Source organism: Thalassospira sp. Z349TD_5 (assembly GCF_056173045.1).
Window position 1 is genome coordinate 1,061,147 of the sequence record NZ_CM149654.1, and the last position, 17,373, is coordinate 1,078,519.

Sequence of the window (17,373 nt, forward strand, 5' to 3'; positions counted from 1 at the left end):
CTTGATTGACTGCCCATATCCATTGGTAAGCAAGGGTCGTTAAACCAGCGTGCGCCACATCACAGTTGAAATCGTCAATCAATGATAACAACTTCAATAAGATAAGCTGTGATAAAGCGATAATAAAGCCGTGGACAAAATGCATGGCGTGACGTTGGGGGAGCGAATGCCGCAGAGAAAGGATGACCCGGCACGGGGGACGTTTGACGATGTATCGGCGTACGAACGCGATGCTGATGTCGGCGACCTGATCCTTGCCGATGGCGATCTGTTTGAATTGCCCGGTGCGCAGGGGCGATTGGAACGTCTTGATTTTGGCAACGGCATGTATCTGCACCGCGCCGAACTTCATGTCCGCGAAGATTCATATTTTAACGTGAAAAATTCTTTGCCGCCGGGATGGCTGTCCGGGGCGATTAATGTGATGGGCGCCCTTGAGGTCGAATGCCCGGAAGGCAAGCTGCATTCAATGTCGCCAGACGCAGCGATGGTGATGCGGGTTGATCCGCTTGGAACGCGGTATTTCCTACCCGCGGGACAAGTGATCCGCCATGTTGGTGTGGTCACCACGCTTGGTCCCTTGCGTCAAAGGTTTGGTGACATGTTGCCAGAGGCGATGGCGCCGTTTTTGTCGGATCGTCAAGATGTGGTCCTGATCAAGCCCGTGCCGCCGTCCAACCGGATGCGCAGCATTGTCAGTGCGATGTTTTCACCGCATGTGACGGGGCTGGGCCACAAATTCAAACTTGAAGGCCTATCGACCCTGTTTCTGGCCGAACTTATTGACAGTTACCGCGCTCTGTCCAAGGTGGACAATGTTGCACCAGAATTAACGACTTTTGAAAAGTCTGCGCATGACGCGGCGATTTCACAGATCACCCGCAATCCGGGGGCGGCGATATCGGTTCCCCAGCTGGCCGTTGATGTTGGTGTTTCCGAAAGCCGTTTAAACAGCTTGTTCAAGATCGAAACGGGAAAATCATGCGGCGAATTTATCCGCAGTGAACGTATGGCGCTTGCGCAAGAGCTGTTGATGGCGGGTGACATGACCGTTAAGCAGGTCGCCGAAAAAGTCGGATTTAACCATGTCAGTAATTTTTCCCGGTCCTATCGCGACTGGTTTGGCGAAAGCCCGGCCAGTGCCTTGCGCTGGAAAGACCGGTAAAGCCTGCTTATCGGCATGATCATCACGAAGTTTTTCTGATCCCTTGCTCAAAGGCGCACAACGTCTTAGGTTAACGTAAACGTCAACCTCTATTGCAGGGCAACATGAAGTTTCAAGGCACAGAAAATTACGTCGCGACCGACGATTTGATGGTGGCGGTCAATGCGGCGATCACGTTGCAACGACCGCTTTTGGTCAAAGGCGAACCGGGTACCGGCAAAACCGTTCTGGCCGAAGAAATTGCCAAGTCATTGGGCAAAAAACTGATCACATGGTCGATCAAATCCACCACGCGTGCGCAGCAGGGGCTGTATGAATATGACGCGGTGTCGCGCCTGCGTGATAGCCAGTTGGGTGACGCGCGGGTCCATAACATTGCCAATTACATCGTTAAGGGAAAATTGTGGGAAGCGTTTGAGGATGAAAGCGCGCCGGTGTTGCTGATCGATGAGATTGACAAGGCCGATATCGAATTCCCCAATGATTTGCTGCAAGAGCTCGACCGGATGGAGTTCTTTGTTTACGAAACACAGGAAACGATTAAGGCGGTTAACCGCCCGATCGTGATCATTACGTCCAATAATGAAAAAGAACTGCCCGATGCGTTTTTACGCCGGTGCTTTTTCCATTACATCCGTTTCCCCGATGCCGATACCATGAACCAGATTATCGAGGTGCATTACCCCGGTATTCAGAAACGACTGGTCGCCGAGGCGCTTAATCTGTTTTACGATATGCGCGATGTGTCGGGGCTGAAAAAGAAACCATCGACATCCGAATTGCTTGATTGGCTAAAACTCCTGATGGCTGAGGATTTGCCGCCTGAGGCACTTCGGGCCAAGGATGCCAAAACGGCTGTTCCGCCGCTGCATGGCGCGCTTTTGAAAAACGAGCAGGATGTGCATCTGTTTGAACGGCTGGCCTTTATGACCCGGCGCGAAGGTCGATAATCGGCGATGTTCACCGGCTTCTTCTATAAGCTCAAAGAAAATCGCGTTCCGGTATCGTTGCGTGAATACCTGACATTGCTTGAGGCGGTGGAAAAGGGATTGGCGGGATATTCGGTTGAGGATTTCTATTATCTGGCGCGTGCGGCACTGGTGAAGGATGAACGCAACCTTGATAAGTTTGATCGGGTCTTTTCCGAGCACTTCAAAGGGGTGATTGATCTGGCCGACGGGATGGATGAGGTGGCTGAAACCGACATCCCCGAGGAATGGCTGCATAAACTGGCCGAGAAATTTCTGTCTGAGGAAGAAAAGGCCGAGATCGAAGCCCTTGGCGGCTGGGAAAAGCTGATGGAGACGCTTAAACAGCGTCTTGAGGAGCAAAAAGGCCGCCATCAGGGTGGGAATAAATGGATCGGTACGGCAGGCACATCGCCGTTTGGCGCCTATGGCTATAACCCCGAAGGCGTGCGGATCGGGCAGGATAAATCGCGCCATCGCCGCGCGGTAAAAGTCTGGGACAAGCGCGAGTTTAAGAACCTTGATGACAGTGTCGAAATCGGCACGCGCAACATCAAGGTCGCACTTCGTCGATTGCGCAAATGGGCGCGGACCGGGGCAGCTGATGAGCTTGATTTACCCGGCACGATCACATCAACCGCGCGGCAGGGCTGGTTGGATGTGCAAATGCGCCCCGAACGGCATAATTCGGTTAAGGTCCTGATGCTGTTTGATATTGGCGGATCTATGGATGACCATATCAAGGTTTGCGAAGAACTGTTTTCCGCGATCAAAACCGAATTCAAACATCTTGAATATTATTACTTCCACAATTGCCCTTACGAAGGGTTGTGGAAGGACAACGCACGCCGTCGGTCCGATCAGGTGTCAACGTGGGATGTGATCAATACTTATGGATCGGATTACAAGCTGGTGATTGTCGGCGATGCCACCATGAGCCCGTATGAGATTACCTATCCCGGTGGTGCAGTTGAACATTGGAACGAAGAAGCTGGCGCGGTGTGGATACAACGCCTTCTTGATCATTTCGACCATGCGGCGTGGATTAACCCGCAGGCAGAAAACTGGTGGCCGTACCACCAGTCAATCCAGATCATGCATCAACTGATGGCGGGGCGTATGTTCCCGCTGACGCTTGATGGGCTGGATCGCATGACCGGGGAACTTAATCGTTAAAGCCCGCCCGCAGTCCATGCATGCGTACATTCAGGCTCCCGATCAGGCCGGGCCAAGAAACAGATAGCTTTCGGTTTTGGCAATGCCTTCCATGGCGCGGACCGTGGTCACGGTCTGATGGAAATCGGAAAGGGCGGGGACCTGAATTTCTGCAATCAGGTCCCATTGGCCATTGGTGGTATGCAGGGCAGAAAATCCAAGGTTCTTGCGCAAGGTTGCCACCATGGATTTGACGTTCTTGCCCGACAGCTCAATCATCATCATCCCACGAATGGTCCCATCCGCGGCATTATCACGCAGCCGGACCGTGAAACCGGCAATCACGCCCTGTTCGGTCAGGCGGTCCATCCGGGTTTTGACTGTACCGGCTGCCACCCCCAGAAGTTGGGCCAGTTTCGGGACCGAAGCCCGGGCATTGATACGCAGTTCGGCAAGCAGGCGACGGTCAAGATCATCCATGGCGGGCTCTTTGGTTTTGACGATTTCAGTAATTACTCTGATGAAAATGTCAATTTATCGCGTAAAATTCCACTAAATTGACGTTTTAAATGATTTTGGCGAGGCATATTATTGCTCATGTCATCAGGGAGTAATCACATGGCCACGTCTGACAATCCGTGGGCGCCTTTTGCCCGGACTGCTGAAATTGCCGACCGACTGACCCGGTTTGGCAGTGTTACTGGCACGGCTGGCGAAGCCGACATCACCGGTTTGATTGTCGAAATTCTCAGTGAAATTCCCTATTTCCGGGACAATCCCGACGATATCGCCGTGATCGACAGCCATCCGGTTGCCGGTGGTGCAAAAATGGCCAAAAGCGTCGTGGCGCTGGTGCGGGGCACCGGGCGACAGGCACCGAGGCAGACATTGGCAATGGCCGGGCATTTCGATGTGGTGTCGATTGAAAACTATCACGATCTGAAACATCTGGCTTTTAGCCCCGATCAATTGTGTGATGCCCTGATACGCGATCTTTCAGGAAAGGCGACGCCAAGCGAGGCGGAAAAACTGGCACTGCGTGATTTTCAAAGCGGCGATTTCATTCCTGGTCGCGGGTTGCTGGATATGAAAAGCGGGGATGCCGCGGGCATAGCTTTTCTTGAACATTTTAGCCAGCAGTCTGAACGACAGGGCAATGTGGTTTTGTTCCTGACCCCCGATGAGGAACGCAATTCCTGCGGGATGCGCAGTTTGCGCAATGCCTTGCCCGAACTGACCCGGCGCTGGAATATCGAGATTGTCGGCGGGGTCAATCTGGACGCCAGCAGCGATCCGGCAAATGGTGAAATCGGCAGGGCCATTTTCCATGGGTCGGTCGGCAAATTGTTGCCCTTTGCACTGGTGGCCGGGTTGCCGACCCATGTCGGATATCCGTTTGACGGCATTTCTGCCCACGCGATGGCATCTGAAATCATGGGGGCGATTGAAGCCAATAGCGATTTGTGTGACAGCGGCGCGCATGAAACGGCCCCACCCCCGGTCTGTCTCGAAGCCCGCGACCTGCGCGATAATTATGAGGTCACCACGCCGGAACATGTCTGGATGTCGTTTAACTGGCTGGTGATGGGCAAAAGCTGTGCGGACCTGATGGCTGATTTCACCGACATCGTGACCACGGCAGGAAACCGGGCGTTGGAGCGGTTCGAACAAAATGCCAAGTCCTATGCCAAGGCCAACCAGCAAGACGCCCTCGCACCGATGCCGCCTTTGCGTGTTGTAACGGTGGCGCAATTGCGTGACATGGCATTTGCCGCTGGTGGGCAGGGCGCGCTTGATCGGATTGATGCTGTTTCAACGGCAAGTGCGGCGGAGGGTAATCCACTCAACCGCAGCCGCAAGCTGGTCCGTGCGATGCTTGACGAGGCCCATTTACGCGGTCCCGCCGTGGTGGTTGGGGTTGCCGGGTTGCATTACCCGCCGGTCCATGTCGATCCGGCCAAGGAAGCCGACCGAGTTTTCCTCGATGCCATTGACCGGGCTCGATCCACGATCGAGGCCCGGCATAAAACGGAGATTTGTCACCGTGGCTATTTCATGGGGATTTCCGATATGAGCTTTTTCGGGCATGCACCGGACGTGGGCAATACTGAAATCATCGCCGCGAACACCCCGATTGCAGAATTGGTCGATCTTCCGGTGGAGGATGCGCTACGCTATCCGGTGGTCAATATCGGACCATGGGGGCGCGAATATCATCAGCGCCATGAACGGCTTTATGCGCCTTATGCTTATGGCGTGCTGCCTGATTTTCTGGCGGAGATTGCGTCGGAGTTTCTTGGGAGTGCAGATACCCCCGACAGGTGATTGTGGAACTCAATCGATGACCATGCGTTGTCCCTAACGTGTAACAGTTTCATGAAGAACATAAAAACGGCGCATTGGCGCGTTTGTCTGTCATGACACTGAGCCTATAGTCCAGAAAACACAGCCTGAAAAAGGGCGGTGGCACATGGAATTTAAGGAATTTGGGATGCTGGTACAAAAAATGATCCGCACGGCGCTCTTGAGTGTCGGCCTGTCGGTTGGTGGCTTTCTGATGGCGCCGGGACTGGGTGTCACACCTGCCGCGGCACAGGATATTACCCAGGAAAGAATGGTGATTGCCCATCGCGGGGCATCGGGTTATTTGCCTGAGCATACCTTGCCCGCCGTGGCACTGGCCTATGGCATGGGGGCTGATTACATCGAACAAGACGTGGTGCTGTCAAAGGACGGTGTGCCGGTCATCCTGCATGATATTCACATTGATACCACCACCGATGTCGCAGCCAAATTCCCCGATCGCAAACGCGAAGACGGGCGGTATTACGCGATTGATTTCACGCTTGCTGAACTTAAGACCCTGAATGTCACTGAACGGTTCAAAGCCGATACCGGCGAGCAGGTTTTTGGCGGACGTTTCCCCAAGGAATTCGGGATGTTTAAAATCCCGACCCTTGATGAAGAAATCATGATGATCCAGGGGCTGAATAAATCCAACAAACGCGAAGTCGGAATTTACCCGGAAATCAAGGATCCGGCATTCCATCATGCCGAAGGCAAGGACATCGCCAAGACCGTGATCACGGTGCTGGAAAAATGGGGATATAACAATCCTTCGTCAAATTCCTTTGTGCAGTCCTTTGACTGGGCGGAAACCAAGCGCATCCGTAATGAGCTTCGCTATCAGGGTAAACTGGTTCAGCTGATTGGCGAGAACATGTGGGGCGCGCCCAAAGGTACCGATTACGACTATTTGAAATCCGACGATGGTATCGTCGAGATGGCAGGTGTGGTCGATGGGATCGGTCCATGGTTGCCCCAGGTTATTGAAGGACTAAGTGCGGATGGTAAGGCCATCATGACGCCAACCCTGATTGCCGCCCAGCGTGCGCAACTGATGATCCATCCTTATACCCTGCGTGCCGATCAATTGCCCAAATGGGCGGGGGATATGGATATTGCGCTCGACGCGATTTTTGATGATGCCGGGATTGATGGCATCTTCACCGATTTCCCTGATCAGGTCGTGCAATATCTGGCCGAACATCCCGCATCCTGACGTGCTGATAAACTGAAACAGTGTGCAGTCTGTTGCGTTCTGCGCACCAGACTGTTTCTAACTTTCACGTTCCCAATGCGTGCCTGCAACGGCACTATTGCAGGCGATAAAATTCAACCAAGGAGGCGATAATGGCTAAAGTTCTCGTGCTTTATTATTCGATGTACGGACATATCGAAACCATGGCGAATGCCGTGGCCGACGGCGCGCGCGGTGTGGCTGGAACCCATGTCGATGTTAAACGTGTGCCTGAAACCATGCCCGAAGACGTGGCAAAGGGTGCGGGTGCCAAACTTGATCAGGCAGCCCCGGTCGCCACGGTTGACGAATTGCCTGAATATGATGCGATCATCTTTGGCGTGCCGACCCGCTTTGGCAATATGCCCGGGCAGATGCGCACCTTCCTTGATCAGACCGGTGGTCTTTGGGCCAAGGGCAAACTGATTGGTAAAATTGGTTCTGTGTTTACATCCACAGGAACCCAGCACGGTGGTCACGAAACCACCATCACCTCGACCCACACGACGCTTCTGCATCAGGGAATGGTGATTGTTGGTGTGCCTTATAGCTGTGCGGGCCTGACCAATATGGATGAAATTACCGGTGGGTCGCCTTATGGTGCGGGTACGCTTGCGGGTGCGGATGGTTCACGCCAACCGTCGCAAAACGAACTCGATATCGCCAAGTTCCAGGGCAACCACGTTGCCGAACTGGCCGCAAAACTGGCGGGCTGATCACGATCAGTCGCAATCACGTAAACCACCAAAGGCAGCCTTGGGAAACCGGGGCTGCCTTTGATATGGGCTTGGGCCCAAAGGCGATCTTCAGACGTGTTTGTTGGTCACAGGGAAACAATCAGATGCCTGATTGAACCTTGTTTGGCGACAGTTTTGTGCGAAAGTGGGGTCTGACATTTGCCCGGTTTTGCGGGCGCATCAAAATACAGGAGGTCACCCATGTCCGACGCTGTTTCCAATCTGCGCAATGTCGCCAAGGTTTTACGGGCGATGGATACATCCGATGGTGCGGGTGTGTCGCTTAAACGGTCCATCGGCACACCTCAGCTTGATATGCTTGATCCGTTTCTGATGCTGGACTCGATTTCGACCGATAATGCCGACGAATATATCGCAGGCTTTCCCGAGCATCCCCATCGCGGTTTTGAGACCGTGACCTATATGGTCGAAGGGGCGATGCGCCATCAGGACAGCATGGGCAATGAAGGCGTTTTGCGTTCTGGCGGTGCACAGTGGATGACGGCTGGAAGCGGGATCGTCCATTCGGAAAAACCTGAACAGGAAGGCGGCCTGTTGCAGGGATTCCAGCTTTGGATCAATTTGCCTGCAAAGGACAAAATGATTGATCCGCGCTATCAGAACCTTGAGCCAAACGAAGTACAGGAATTCTCACCGGCCAAGGGGGTGAACCTGCGTTTGCTGGCGGGTGAAATGTTTGACAAAGCCGGCCCGATCAATGGCATTTCGACGACCCCTGTTTTTGTTGATGTCAAACTTGATGCGGGGGCCGAGGTCACCATCCCGTTGCCCAAGGGGCATGCCGCCGTGGTCTATGTTTTTATCGGCGATGCCGTGGTTGCGCAGAAAGATGTCCCGACCCATCATCTGGCTGTTCTGGCCAATGGGGAGGGTGTGACACTTACGGGTGGTGAAGATGGCGGCCGAATGCTGGTGATTGCCGCGCGCCCGTTGCGTGAAGAGGTCGTGCGCTATGGCCCGTTTGTCATGAGCAGCAAGAAAGACCTGATGCAGGCGTTTGACGATTTCCAGAACGGAAACTTTGTCCGCAAGGCGGCATCGTAAAGTTTTACGTTACTACCGCGTCATGTTGTAATGCAAAAGCCCCGGTTTGTTCAGTCATCTGTTCTGGCCGGGGCTTTTTGTATCTCAAAGGTTTAAAGCCCGTTTTGGTGCAATTGTAACCTTGAAAAGCGGGTGAGTTTTTCTAACCTATAGGATGTACGAAACAGACGGTGAATACTGCGCGATGATATTTGCAGTGCGACGCATCTTTTATGCTGCCGTGATATTGGCAAGCTTTACGGCAGTGATGCCTGTAAATGTGCCCGCATATGCACATGACCTGCGTATGGAAATGCGTTTGGTTACGGGGGATGCTTTCCCGCCTTTTGCCGACCGGGCATATGATGGGGGCGGTATTGTTACCGAAGTTGTCCGCCGAAGTTTCGATGTCATGGGCTATCAAAATGTTTCGGTGATCTGGCGGTCATGGCTCAAAGGGTTTGAGATGACCGTTGAGGGACGGGTGGATGGCACGTTCCCCTATGCCCAGACGCCATCGCGCAAAAAACTGGTGCTGTTTTCCGAACCGATTACCAACCTGTCGGCCTATGGCTGGTTTGCCACACAACACGAAAACTATGATGACAATATAGATCTTCTGGGAAAGTCGCTTTGCCTGCCATTGGGGCATGGGGAACTTGGCCATACCGGAAAACTATTGGCATCGGGACAGGCGAAACGCGTGTCGCCGCCAGATATGAAAACCTGTTTTAAACTGCTGGCCGCAGGCCGCGTCAACAGTGTCGTGTCTCCGGTGCCGGAGGCCCTCAATGCCATGGCAGAAGCAGGCTTTTCGCCCGATGAGTTCGACCATATCGGGCAGAGCCTGTCAAACATGCCGCTTTATTTCGTTGTCGGCGTCAATCACCCATCGGCACAAAGAATCATCAAGGATTTCAACGCCGGTCTTGCCACGTTGCGTGAGAGTGGTGAGCTTGAAAAAATCCTGTCTCAAGCACGGTATTAGCTGTCATTAAGGTCCTGTCTTTGGAGCATGCTGCATAAAAAACAAAACCCCGCCGGATGTACCGGCGGGGTTTCTTGATTGGCGCAAAGCTTAGGGCAATCAGCCCATTGCAGCTTTGAGACCTTCGTCCAGTTTGTCGAGGAACTGGGTGGTGGTCAGCCATTTCTGGTTCGGGCCGATCAGAAGTGCCAAATCCTTGGTCATGAAGCCGGCTTCGACGGTGTCAACGCAAACTTTTTCAAGGGTTTCAGCAAATTTGACGACTTCTGGCGTGCTGTCGAATTCACCACGGTATTTCAGGCCTTGCGACCAAGCAAAGATCGACGCAATCGGGTTGGTCGAGGTTTCTTTGCCCTGCTGGTGCTGACGATAGTGACGGGTCACAGTGCCGTGGGCGGCTTCTGCTTCGACGGTCTGCCCATCCGGGGTCATCAGAACAGATGTCATCAGACCGAGCGAGCCAAAGCCCTGTGCCACGGTGTCAGACTGAACGTCGCCGTCATAGTTCTTACAAGCCCAGACAAAACCACCATTCCATTTCATGGCGCAAGCAACCATGTCATCGATCAGACGGTGTTCATAGGTGATGCCAGCAGCTTTGAATTTATCGGCAAATTCAGTCTGATAAACTTCTTCGAACAGGTCTTTGAAACGGCCATCATAGGCTTTCATGATGGTGTTCTTGGTCGAACAGGTAAACCGGCCAGCCAAGGTTAAGACCATAGTTCAGGCTGGCACGGGCAAAGCCCTTGATGCTGTCATCAAGGTTATACATCGACATCGCAACGCCCGAAGACGGGAAGTCAAACACTTCGTGTTCGATGGCTTCACCGCCGTCTGCCGGCTGGAATTTAATCGTCAGTTTACCTGCGCCCGGAACTTTAAAGTCGGTCGCACGGTACTGATCGCCAAATGCATGACGGCCAATAACGATTGGCTGGGTCCAACCCGGAACCAGACGCGGCACGTTCGAGCAAATGATCGGCTGACGGAAAACGGTACCACCGATGATGTTACGGATGGTGCCGTTTGGTGACTTCCACATCTTTTTCAGGCCGAATTCCGTAACACGTTCTTCGTCCGGGGTGATGGTCGCGCATTTAACACCAACGCGGTGTTCCTTGATGGCGTTTGCCGCATCAATGGTGATCTGATCGTCGGTCTCGTCACGTTTCTGAACCGAAAGATCGTAATATTTCAGGTCAATGTCGAGATACGGCAGGATCAGCTTGTTTTTGATGAAGTCCCAGATGATGCGGGTCATTTCATCGCCGTCAAGCTCGACGACTGGATTCTTAACTTAAATCTTGCTCATAGAATACTCCCTTGCTGGCCGCTGCCGGAATACAGCGCGGCTGCCATTCAAGATGGTTAAATCTTTGTCTTCCGGCGCGCGAGGGAGCGCCCTGGCCGCGTCGGGAGCCCGAACATACAGGAAGCCATCAGAAAATCAAAGAGGGCGACGCAACATCATCGTCGTCACAGGCGAAAACCGAGGATTCTGTGCGGTTTGAACGCATCTCGGCCCCCGGTTTCGACCGGGAAAAGGCAAATTTCCCCGTTGTTTAGCGCAAAGCAGCGCGAAATTTAAAACAGGACGCCACTGTGTCAAAAAATCAAAGCCGTCTGACACGGATCAAAGAAAACACATTCCAAACAGTTCTAAACTAGGTAATGTTGACAAACTGGATTCCCTAAAGATCTGTAATGTGATTCAAGGTAACTTTTACGGAGGTTTCCTTGGCGCGATTGTTGATGGAAGAAGCGGAATGGGCGTTTTTTGAGCCTTTTCTCTTGGCGATACGTGGGCGTGGTGGCCGTCGAGCTTTAGATCATCGCCGCGTTCTGGACGCCATCTTCTGGATTGCGCGAACTGGTTCGCCGTGGCGGGATCTGCCCGAAGAATTCGGCAAATGGTCCAGTGTCTATCGTCAATTCAGAAGGTGGACGTTGGCGGGACTTTGGGAGTTGATGCTTGAAGCGCTTAATGAAAGTGGCTCCATGCCAGATCAGGTTCAAATGATCGATAGCACTGTGATCCGGGCTCATCACTTGGCCGCAGGCGCAAAAGGGGGACTCAAAAAGAAGGTTTTGGCCGCTCAAAAGGTGGCTTTACGACCAAGATCCACCTCATTGCCAACGCTCACGGACTGCCTGTCAGGGCGGAAATAACCGGCGGAGAAGTTTCTGATTTCAAGGGCTTCGATATTCTAGTGGATACTGACCTGCCGAAAGCCAAGGTTTTTCTGGCTGATAGAGGCTATGACAGCGACCATATTCGTAACGTGATCGATCTGCGGGGCGGCATCCCTGTTATTCCAGGTAAAACCAATCGAAAAGTGCCAATCGAGGTCGATGCTATAACCTATGCTTTGCGAAATCGCGTTGAGCGTTGCTTCAATAAGCTCAAATGCTCACGACGCTTGGCAACCCGGTACGATAAAACCGCAGAAAGCTATCTCGGCTTCATTCACATAAGTTCGGTTCGCTTGTGGCTCAGAAGTTTGTCAACATGACCTAGGGCTGTTGCGCTAAAAGGATGAAGACTCCGGTGAGTGTGCAATCATTTTAAAATGGGGACTGTCAGAAACATGGCAACCGAAAACAATATCATCCTCGTCCTGTGTGTAGTCGGCTTTGGATTTTTGGCGGTGGGGTTTAACAACCGTGACCGGGGCTGGGGCCTTGCCATGATGTGGGGCGGTCTGGTGACGATGCTGGCCCCCATTGCATGGCGCTTGCTGACCCTGTTTGCGTAACGCGGTCAGTTATCTGTAAACGGGGTCGGGGGGCTATGTTTGCAGTACTTTGGGTTTGCAGCACTTTGGCGCGGTTGGTGTTAGCTGGTTTGTTGCGGATCAATCCCGTATCCGCGCAGGAACATGTCCACTGCCGCAATCACGTGGCTGTGCAAATCCTTGGCCTGGGGTTCCCAGTCGATATAGGACATCTGGCGAATGTCGTAATCGGCTTTGACCAGGCTTGAGAAAAACACCGCAGCCTGTTTTGGGTCGGCCTTGGGAAAGTTTCCTTCGGCCATTTGGCGTTCGAAATAGGATGCAATGAACTTGCGCCCGGTCATCAATCCGCTTTCATAGAACACTTTTCCAAGCTTCGGAAAACGGGGAACTTCGCCCAGAAACAGCCGCATATACCGGATGGTATCGGGCATTGTCAGAAGCGTCATTAAGGTTTCACCGTAGTGAATAAGGGCCGCGCGCAACGGCAGGTCGGTCAACTCAAGCCCCGCCATGACGGACGTTACCCGCCCCGTGCAATCACGGATAACGGCCTCAAAAACCCCGTCCTTATTGCCAAACAACTCATAAATTGTCCGGCGCGATCCACCTGCTTCTGCGGTGATCATTTCAAGTGTCGTGCCCGTAAGACCATGCTCACAAAACAGTTCTCTTGCCGCGTCGATCATGACGTCGCGGCGTTTGAGCGTTCTGGGGTCTATTTTCCGAGTTTCGGATTTTTTTGCGTCGGGCAAATGATCTGTTCCAATTCTGCACTTGACGTTTGGTACTGATTGGTACCATAAAGGTGGAAATGGTACTAAGCAATACCAAAAGGAATTAAGACAGTCATGAGTGTGAAGAAAATCATCCTGCCCCTGATCGCAGCGGCGGTTATCGGTGGCGGCGGATATTACGGGTTCTACTGGGTGACCGAGGGTCAGTATTTTGAAAATACTGACAATGCCTATTTGCAGGCCGACGAGGTTGCCATTTCGCCCAAAGTCTCTGGCTATGTTGGTCAATTGCGGGTTGATGAAAATCAGTCGGTACGCAAGGGCGATCTGTTGCTGTCGATCAAGGACGAAGATTACCGTCTTGAACTGGCCCAGACCGATGCGGCCCTCGAAGCACGCCGTGCAGCGGTGAACACGATGGATCAGCAGATCGTGCTTCAGGAAGCCGCGATCACGCAGGCCGACGCCAATGTGCGCATCGCCAAGGTCGAACTTGATCGTACGACCGAAGATTTCCAGCGCTATGACGATCTGGTCAAAAAGGGGGCTGCCAGCCGCCAGAAATTTGACTATGCCAAAGCCGACCGCCAGAAAGCACAGGCGCAAGTTGCTGTTGCCAATGCGACCATGGCGGTTGAAAAAGGCCGCCTTGGCGTTTTGCAGGCCCAAAAAATCGAAGCCGAACGTGCCGTCGGTCAGGCAGAATCTGCACGTGACCTTGCCATGCAAGCACTCGACGACACCAAGATTTATGCACCGTTTGACGGTGTGGTTGGCAACCGGTCGGTTCAGACCGGCGCACTGGTTCAGCCCGGTGAACAATTGCTGGTTCTTGTCCCGTTACCGGGCGTTTACGTCGTGGCCAACTTCAAGGAAACCCAGATCGGTCATATGGCACGTGGCCAAAAGGTCCGGGTGGAGGTTGATGCCTTTCCCAATGCCGATATCACCGGCCATGTCGAAAGTTTCGCACCCGCCACGGGGGCTCAATTCAGCCTGTTGCCGCCTGAAAACGCGACCGGAAACTTCACCAAGATTACCCAGCGTGTCCCGATCCGCATCGCACTTGATAACAGCAAATGGGCAACGGCCCTGCGGCCCGGTCTTTCGGTGGTGGTCGATGTCGATACCCGCGATGCCGACGGGACGCAGCATATTGCTGGATCCGGACTTGTGCCCGGTGTGATTGCCAGTACGGAAGTTTCGGAGCTTAACTAATGAGCAACACCGCCGCCAGTTCACCTGATACATCCGCCTCATCCGCGCAAGGGGAAATGCCCGTGCAAAGCGGACAGGTTGATCGTATCCAGTTCATTGGCTGGGTGGCGATGGTTGTCGGTATGTTTCTGGCGATCCTTGATATTCAGATCGTCGCAAGCTCGCTTGAAAACATTCAGGCAGGCCTATCGGCAAGCCCCGATGAAATTGGCTGGGTACAGACAAGTTATCTGATTGCCGAGGTCGTGATGATCCCGCTTTCGGGGTTCCTGTCGCGTCTGATGTCGACCCGCTGGCTGTTTGTGATTTCCGCAATTGGTTTTACGGTGATGTCGATTGCCTCGGCCTTTGCGTGGTCAATTGAAAGCATGATCTGGTGTCGCGCGCTGCAGGGGTTCCTCGGCGGGGCGATGATCCCGACTGTCTTTGCGACGACCTATATCATTTTCCCACCGGAAAAACGCAACACCGCCTCGGTGATGATTGGCCTGATTGCCACCATGGCCCCAACGGTTGGTCCGACGCTGGGCGGGTTCCTGACCCAGTCGCTGTCGTGGCACTGGCTGTTTCTGATCAACGTTATTCCGGGGATTTTGATTGCCACCGTGGTTGGCATGACCCTTCGGATTGATAAGGGCGACAGATCCCTGCTTAAGGGATTTGACCTTAAGGGGCTGATCGCCATGGCGGTGTTTCTGGGCAGTCTGGAATATGTGCTAGACGAGGGGCCGAAAGACGACTGGTTTGATGAAACTGCAATCGTTTACGGGACCATTGTCTGTGTGATTGCCGGGATCTATTTCTTCTGGCGGATGTTTCGATATGACAAGCCGATTGTTGATCTGAAATCCTTTGCGGATCGCAATTTCACCATGGGCTGCGTGTTCAGCTTCACCCTTGGCATCGGGCTGTATGGCAGTGTCTACATCATGCCGCTGATGCTGGGCCGTATTCGCGGCTATGACAGTCTTGAGATTGGCATTGTCATGGCGGTCACGGGGATATCGCAATTTTTGTGTGCTCCAATTGCCGGGAAGATGACGGCGAAATACCCGCCGCGTGTCGTGCTGGGCATTGGGTTGATCATGTTTGCGATTGGTCTTGCGATGCATGGCTTTAACACCAGCGAAGTGTCGTTTAACGAATTGATCTTCCCGCAAATCGTGCGTGGGGCAGCCTTGATGTTCTGCATGTTGCCGGTGACCAATCTGGCACTTGGTACTTTACCGCCCGAAAAGATCAAAAACGCCAGCGGGCTTTATAACCTGATGCGCAACCTTGGCGGGGCGATTGGCATGGCGGGGATCAATACGTTGCTCGATAAGCGGATTGATTATCACTTTTCGCATCTGGCCGAGCACATCAACCCGACCAGCACCGCGTTCAAGCAATATCTTGCCACCATCATGGCGCGTTATTCGGACATGGGCATTGCCGACCCGCATGCGGCGGCGATGAAATTCATCGTCAATCTTGTCACGCGCGAAGCATCGATGATTTCGTTTAACGATGTTTATCTGGCCATGGCCGCGACATTCTTTATCGCGTTCTTGCTTTTGCCGCTTGCACGTCCCGCAGGGCAGGCACCGGCAGGCGGAGGTGGTCACTAACGCATCCAGAATAGCCCAAGCCGACAGGCGTGGGCGACGAAACAGGCCGCACACAGTTCCCCCGACCCCGCAAGCGCAAGCTTGAGTGCGGCTTGGCCGGTCCCCGTCCCCCGGGGGCCGGCATTTTTATTGTGAAATGGAAAAAACGAAACGCCCGGGGGAAATCCCGGGCGTTTCTGGTTTCCGGCAGGAAGGTTGCCGGAAAATGACAAGGATTGATGACATTCCAACCACATGATTGGGGGACGGTTGAAATGCTTCTCCCCCGGGGAAAGGGAATCGCACCTTGTCTGGGATCGCTTGCATCGGTGACATCGGTTGATCGATGTGTGTGGTGATCAGGTTTCGATCCGTATTGGTTCTGTGGCAAGGGTTCGAAGTTTTGCCGAATGACGTTGTTTTGAAACGGTAATCTGGACTATCCCGATCATCACCAGAAGGGAAGAGATCCAGAACACACTGTCATGTGCGGGCGTCGGGGTCAGGCCAAGACGCGCTGCGATCATCTCAAGCCCCAGCAGGATAAAGGGCAGGACCGATGTCAACAGGATGTATTTTTCAATCCCGGCAGTTTTGATCGATCGCAGCGATAACACCATGGCGGGCCCGCGAAACAGAACACCAATCAAAAGCCCGGCTATCAGCGTTTCGGTGCCAAAAAGACCCGCAGTCGAGATATAGGGGATCGGCACCGGACTGATCAGGTCAACCAGCGGCGGGACCGCCAAAAAGATCGATGCTGTAATCAGCAACAACACTCCGGTAAAGCGCAGATGCGCCCAGGCGTCCTTGATCTGATTATCGGGATGTTTTTCCGCCAGAACCGATGATGAAATGGCCATGACCTCGGATGCCAGCATCAGCAGCACGGCAGGATTGGCAAAGCCACCGGGCAGATGCCACGCCAGCCAGACCGCCCCGGCAATCAAGGCGGCATGACCCAGCCATTCAGACCGACCGGGTGGTCTGCCCAGAATAAAGGTCGCGGCAAGGGCCGCCAGTGGCATGCCGGTTTGTGATAAAATACCGCTTTGGGGGGCGCTGATATAGACAAGTGCCGCGGTCCATGTCACCCCGGTCATCACCCGCAAAATACCATAGGCCCAATTGATCGGCAGGGTAAATTGCCGCCACGGAATGCGCCTGCCCGGCGCCATAAGCACAAGTGCAATCCCGCCAAACACCAACTGCCAGCAGGTCATGGCATAGGGATCAATGTCAAAGCTGGTCAGCGCAATTCGGTTGCATACCAGCAACATCGCCCAAAACAGGGTGGTGGTAAAAAGCAGGACCAATACAGGTATATGATAAATTCATAAAAGTTATGATTGATCGGGTATTCTGCACCGGTTACGTGAAAATGACGACCAGATTTTTAAGGTAAACATCTGAAATTAATTCATGAAAACCAAACCCCGCCGCAAGGGTGTTCT

Annotated in this window: 15 protein-coding genes and 1 pseudogene; 12 read left to right on the top strand and 4 right to left on the bottom strand. The window is 53.4% G+C overall.

The window, feature by feature from the left end; all coding sequences use genetic code 11:
* Positions 1-166: 166 nt before the first annotated feature.
* The 3 genes from AC0VXT_RS04725 (at position 167) to AC0VXT_RS04735 (ending at position 3,309) form a co-directional block, all read left to right on the top strand.
* Complete coding sequence (locus AC0VXT_RS04725; RefSeq protein WP_475547700.1) at positions 167-1,165, top strand: helix-turn-helix transcriptional regulator; 999 nt, start codon at positions 167-169, stop codon at positions 1,163-1,165.
* A gap of 104 nt (positions 1,166-1,269) precedes the next feature.
* The gene (locus AC0VXT_RS04730) at positions 1,270-2,115 is read left to right on the top strand and encodes an AAA family ATPase (RefSeq protein WP_475547701.1); all 846 of its coding nucleotides are present in this window, start codon (positions 1,270-1,272) and stop codon (positions 2,113-2,115) included.
* A 6-nt stretch (positions 2,116-2,121) separates the two neighbouring features.
* Positions 2,122-3,309 (top strand): vWA domain-containing protein, encoded by a 1,188-nt coding sequence (locus AC0VXT_RS04735; protein WP_475547702.1) that lies wholly within the window; start codon positions 2,122-2,124, stop codon positions 3,307-3,309.
* Positions 3,310-3,351: 42 nt separating this feature from the next.
* On the opposite strand, the gene AC0VXT_RS04740 is transcribed toward AC0VXT_RS04735, so the two are convergent.
* A complete protein-coding gene (locus tag AC0VXT_RS04740) occupies positions 3,352-3,768 on the bottom strand; it encodes an Lrp/AsnC family transcriptional regulator (RefSeq protein ID WP_022731938.1) in 417 nt (138 codons plus the stop codon).
* Positions 3,769-3,906: 138 nt separating this feature from the next.
* Here AC0VXT_RS04740 and AC0VXT_RS04745 point away from each other — a divergent pair, with 138 nt between their 5' ends.
* The 5 genes from AC0VXT_RS04745 (at position 3,907) to AC0VXT_RS04765 (ending at position 9,637) form a co-directional block, all read left to right on the top strand.
* Positions 3,907-5,613 carry a M20/M25/M40 family metallo-hydrolase gene (locus tag AC0VXT_RS04745; RefSeq protein WP_475547703.1) on the top strand — a complete coding sequence of 569 codons (1,707 nt, stop codon included), beginning with the start codon at positions 3,907-3,909 and terminating at the stop codon, positions 5,611-5,613.
* Between the two features lie 166 nt (positions 5,614-5,779).
* Complete coding sequence (gene glpQ / locus AC0VXT_RS04750; protein ID WP_475547704.1) at positions 5,780-6,850, top strand: glycerophosphodiester phosphodiesterase; 1,071 nt, start codon at positions 5,780-5,782, stop codon at positions 6,848-6,850.
* Positions 6,851-6,981: 131 nt separating this feature from the next.
* On the top strand, positions 6,982-7,584 hold the full coding sequence (gene wrbA / locus AC0VXT_RS04755; protein WP_022731941.1) for an NAD(P)H:quinone oxidoreductase: 603 nt from the start codon (positions 6,982-6,984) through the stop codon (positions 7,582-7,584).
* A 222-nt stretch (positions 7,585-7,806) separates the two neighbouring features.
* Entirely contained in the window at positions 7,807-8,670 is an 864-nt protein-coding gene (locus AC0VXT_RS04760) for a pirin family protein (RefSeq protein WP_475547705.1), read from the top strand.
* Between the two features lie 286 nt (positions 8,671-8,956).
* On the top strand, positions 8,957-9,637 hold the full coding sequence (locus tag AC0VXT_RS04765) for a substrate-binding periplasmic protein (RefSeq protein WP_475547706.1): 681 nt from the start codon (positions 8,957-8,959) through the stop codon (positions 9,635-9,637).
* Between the two features lie 99 nt (positions 9,638-9,736).
* Here the strand turns inward: AC0VXT_RS04765 and AC0VXT_RS04770 are convergent.
* Positions 9,737-10,901 (bottom strand): annotated as a pseudogene (locus AC0VXT_RS04770) (NADP-dependent isocitrate dehydrogenase).
* A 491-nt stretch (positions 10,902-11,392) separates the two neighbouring features.
* Between AC0VXT_RS04770 and AC0VXT_RS04775 the strand changes: the two are divergent.
* Positions 11,393-12,153 (top strand): IS5 family transposase gene (locus AC0VXT_RS04775; RefSeq protein ID WP_475548551.1). Its coding sequence is split into 2 segments (ribosomal slippage): positions 11,393-11,702 and positions 11,702-12,153, totalling 762 coding nucleotides; the frame shifts between segments, so codons are not numbered across the junction.
* A 75-nt stretch (positions 12,154-12,228) separates the two neighbouring features.
* Complete coding sequence (locus AC0VXT_RS04780) at positions 12,229-12,396, top strand: hypothetical protein (RefSeq protein WP_022731950.1); 168 nt, start codon at positions 12,229-12,231, stop codon at positions 12,394-12,396.
* An 80-nt stretch (positions 12,397-12,476) separates the two neighbouring features.
* Here AC0VXT_RS04780 and AC0VXT_RS04785 read toward each other — a convergent pair whose 3' ends face one another.
* The gene (locus AC0VXT_RS04785; RefSeq protein WP_475547707.1) at positions 12,477-13,130 is read right to left on the bottom strand and encodes a TetR/AcrR family transcriptional regulator; all 654 of its coding nucleotides are present in this window, start codon (positions 13,128-13,130) and stop codon (positions 12,477-12,479) included.
* 96 nt (positions 13,131-13,226) lie between these two features.
* Between AC0VXT_RS04785 and AC0VXT_RS04790 the strand changes: the two genes are divergently transcribed.
* Positions 13,227-14,330 (top strand): HlyD family secretion protein, encoded by a 1,104-nt coding sequence (locus AC0VXT_RS04790; protein ID WP_475547708.1) that lies wholly within the window; start codon positions 13,227-13,229, stop codon positions 14,328-14,330.
* Complete coding sequence (locus AC0VXT_RS04795) at positions 14,330-15,940, top strand: DHA2 family efflux MFS transporter permease subunit (protein WP_475547709.1); 1,611 nt, start codon at positions 14,330-14,332, stop codon at positions 15,938-15,940. Before AC0VXT_RS04790 ends, AC0VXT_RS04795 begins: the two co-directional genes overlap by 1 nt.
* Positions 15,941-16,278: 338 nt before the next feature.
* Here AC0VXT_RS04795 and AC0VXT_RS04800 read toward each other — a convergent pair whose 3' ends face one another.
* Positions 16,279-17,235, bottom strand: coding sequence for an EamA family transporter (locus AC0VXT_RS04800; RefSeq protein ID WP_475547710.1), 957 nt, complete (start codon positions 17,233-17,235; stop codon positions 16,279-16,281).
* Between the last annotated feature and the right edge of the window lie 138 nt (positions 17,236-17,373).

Coding starts and splice junctions, on each gene's coding strand:
- AC0VXT_RS04725 (WP_475547700.1), top strand. CDS start 167: ATGCCGCAGAGAAAGGATGACCCGGCACGGGGGACGTTTGACGATGTA.
- AC0VXT_RS04730 (WP_475547701.1), top strand. CDS start 1,270: ATGAAGTTTCAAGGCACAGAAAATTACGTCGCGACCGACGATTTGATG.
- AC0VXT_RS04735 (WP_475547702.1), top strand. CDS start 2,122: ATGTTCACCGGCTTCTTCTATAAGCTCAAAGAAAATCGCGTTCCGGTA.
- AC0VXT_RS04740 (WP_022731938.1), bottom strand. CDS start 3,768: ATGGATGATCTTGACCGTCGCCTGCTTGCCGAACTGCGTATCAATGCC.
- AC0VXT_RS04745 (WP_475547703.1), top strand. CDS start 3,907: ATGGCCACGTCTGACAATCCGTGGGCGCCTTTTGCCCGGACTGCTGAA.
- glpQ (WP_475547704.1), top strand. CDS start 5,780: ATGCTGGTACAAAAAATGATCCGCACGGCGCTCTTGAGTGTCGGCCTG.
- wrbA (WP_022731941.1), top strand. CDS start 6,982: ATGGCTAAAGTTCTCGTGCTTTATTATTCGATGTACGGACATATCGAA.
- AC0VXT_RS04760 (WP_475547705.1), top strand. CDS start 7,807: ATGTCCGACGCTGTTTCCAATCTGCGCAATGTCGCCAAGGTTTTACGG.
- AC0VXT_RS04765 (WP_475547706.1), top strand. CDS start 8,957: ATGGAAATGCGTTTGGTTACGGGGGATGCTTTCCCGCCTTTTGCCGAC.
- AC0VXT_RS04780 (WP_022731950.1), top strand. CDS start 12,229: ATGGCAACCGAAAACAATATCATCCTCGTCCTGTGTGTAGTCGGCTTT.
- AC0VXT_RS04790 (WP_475547708.1), top strand. CDS start 13,227: ATGAGTGTGAAGAAAATCATCCTGCCCCTGATCGCAGCGGCGGTTATC.
- AC0VXT_RS04795 (WP_475547709.1), top strand. CDS start 14,330: ATGAGCAACACCGCCGCCAGTTCACCTGATACATCCGCCTCATCCGCG.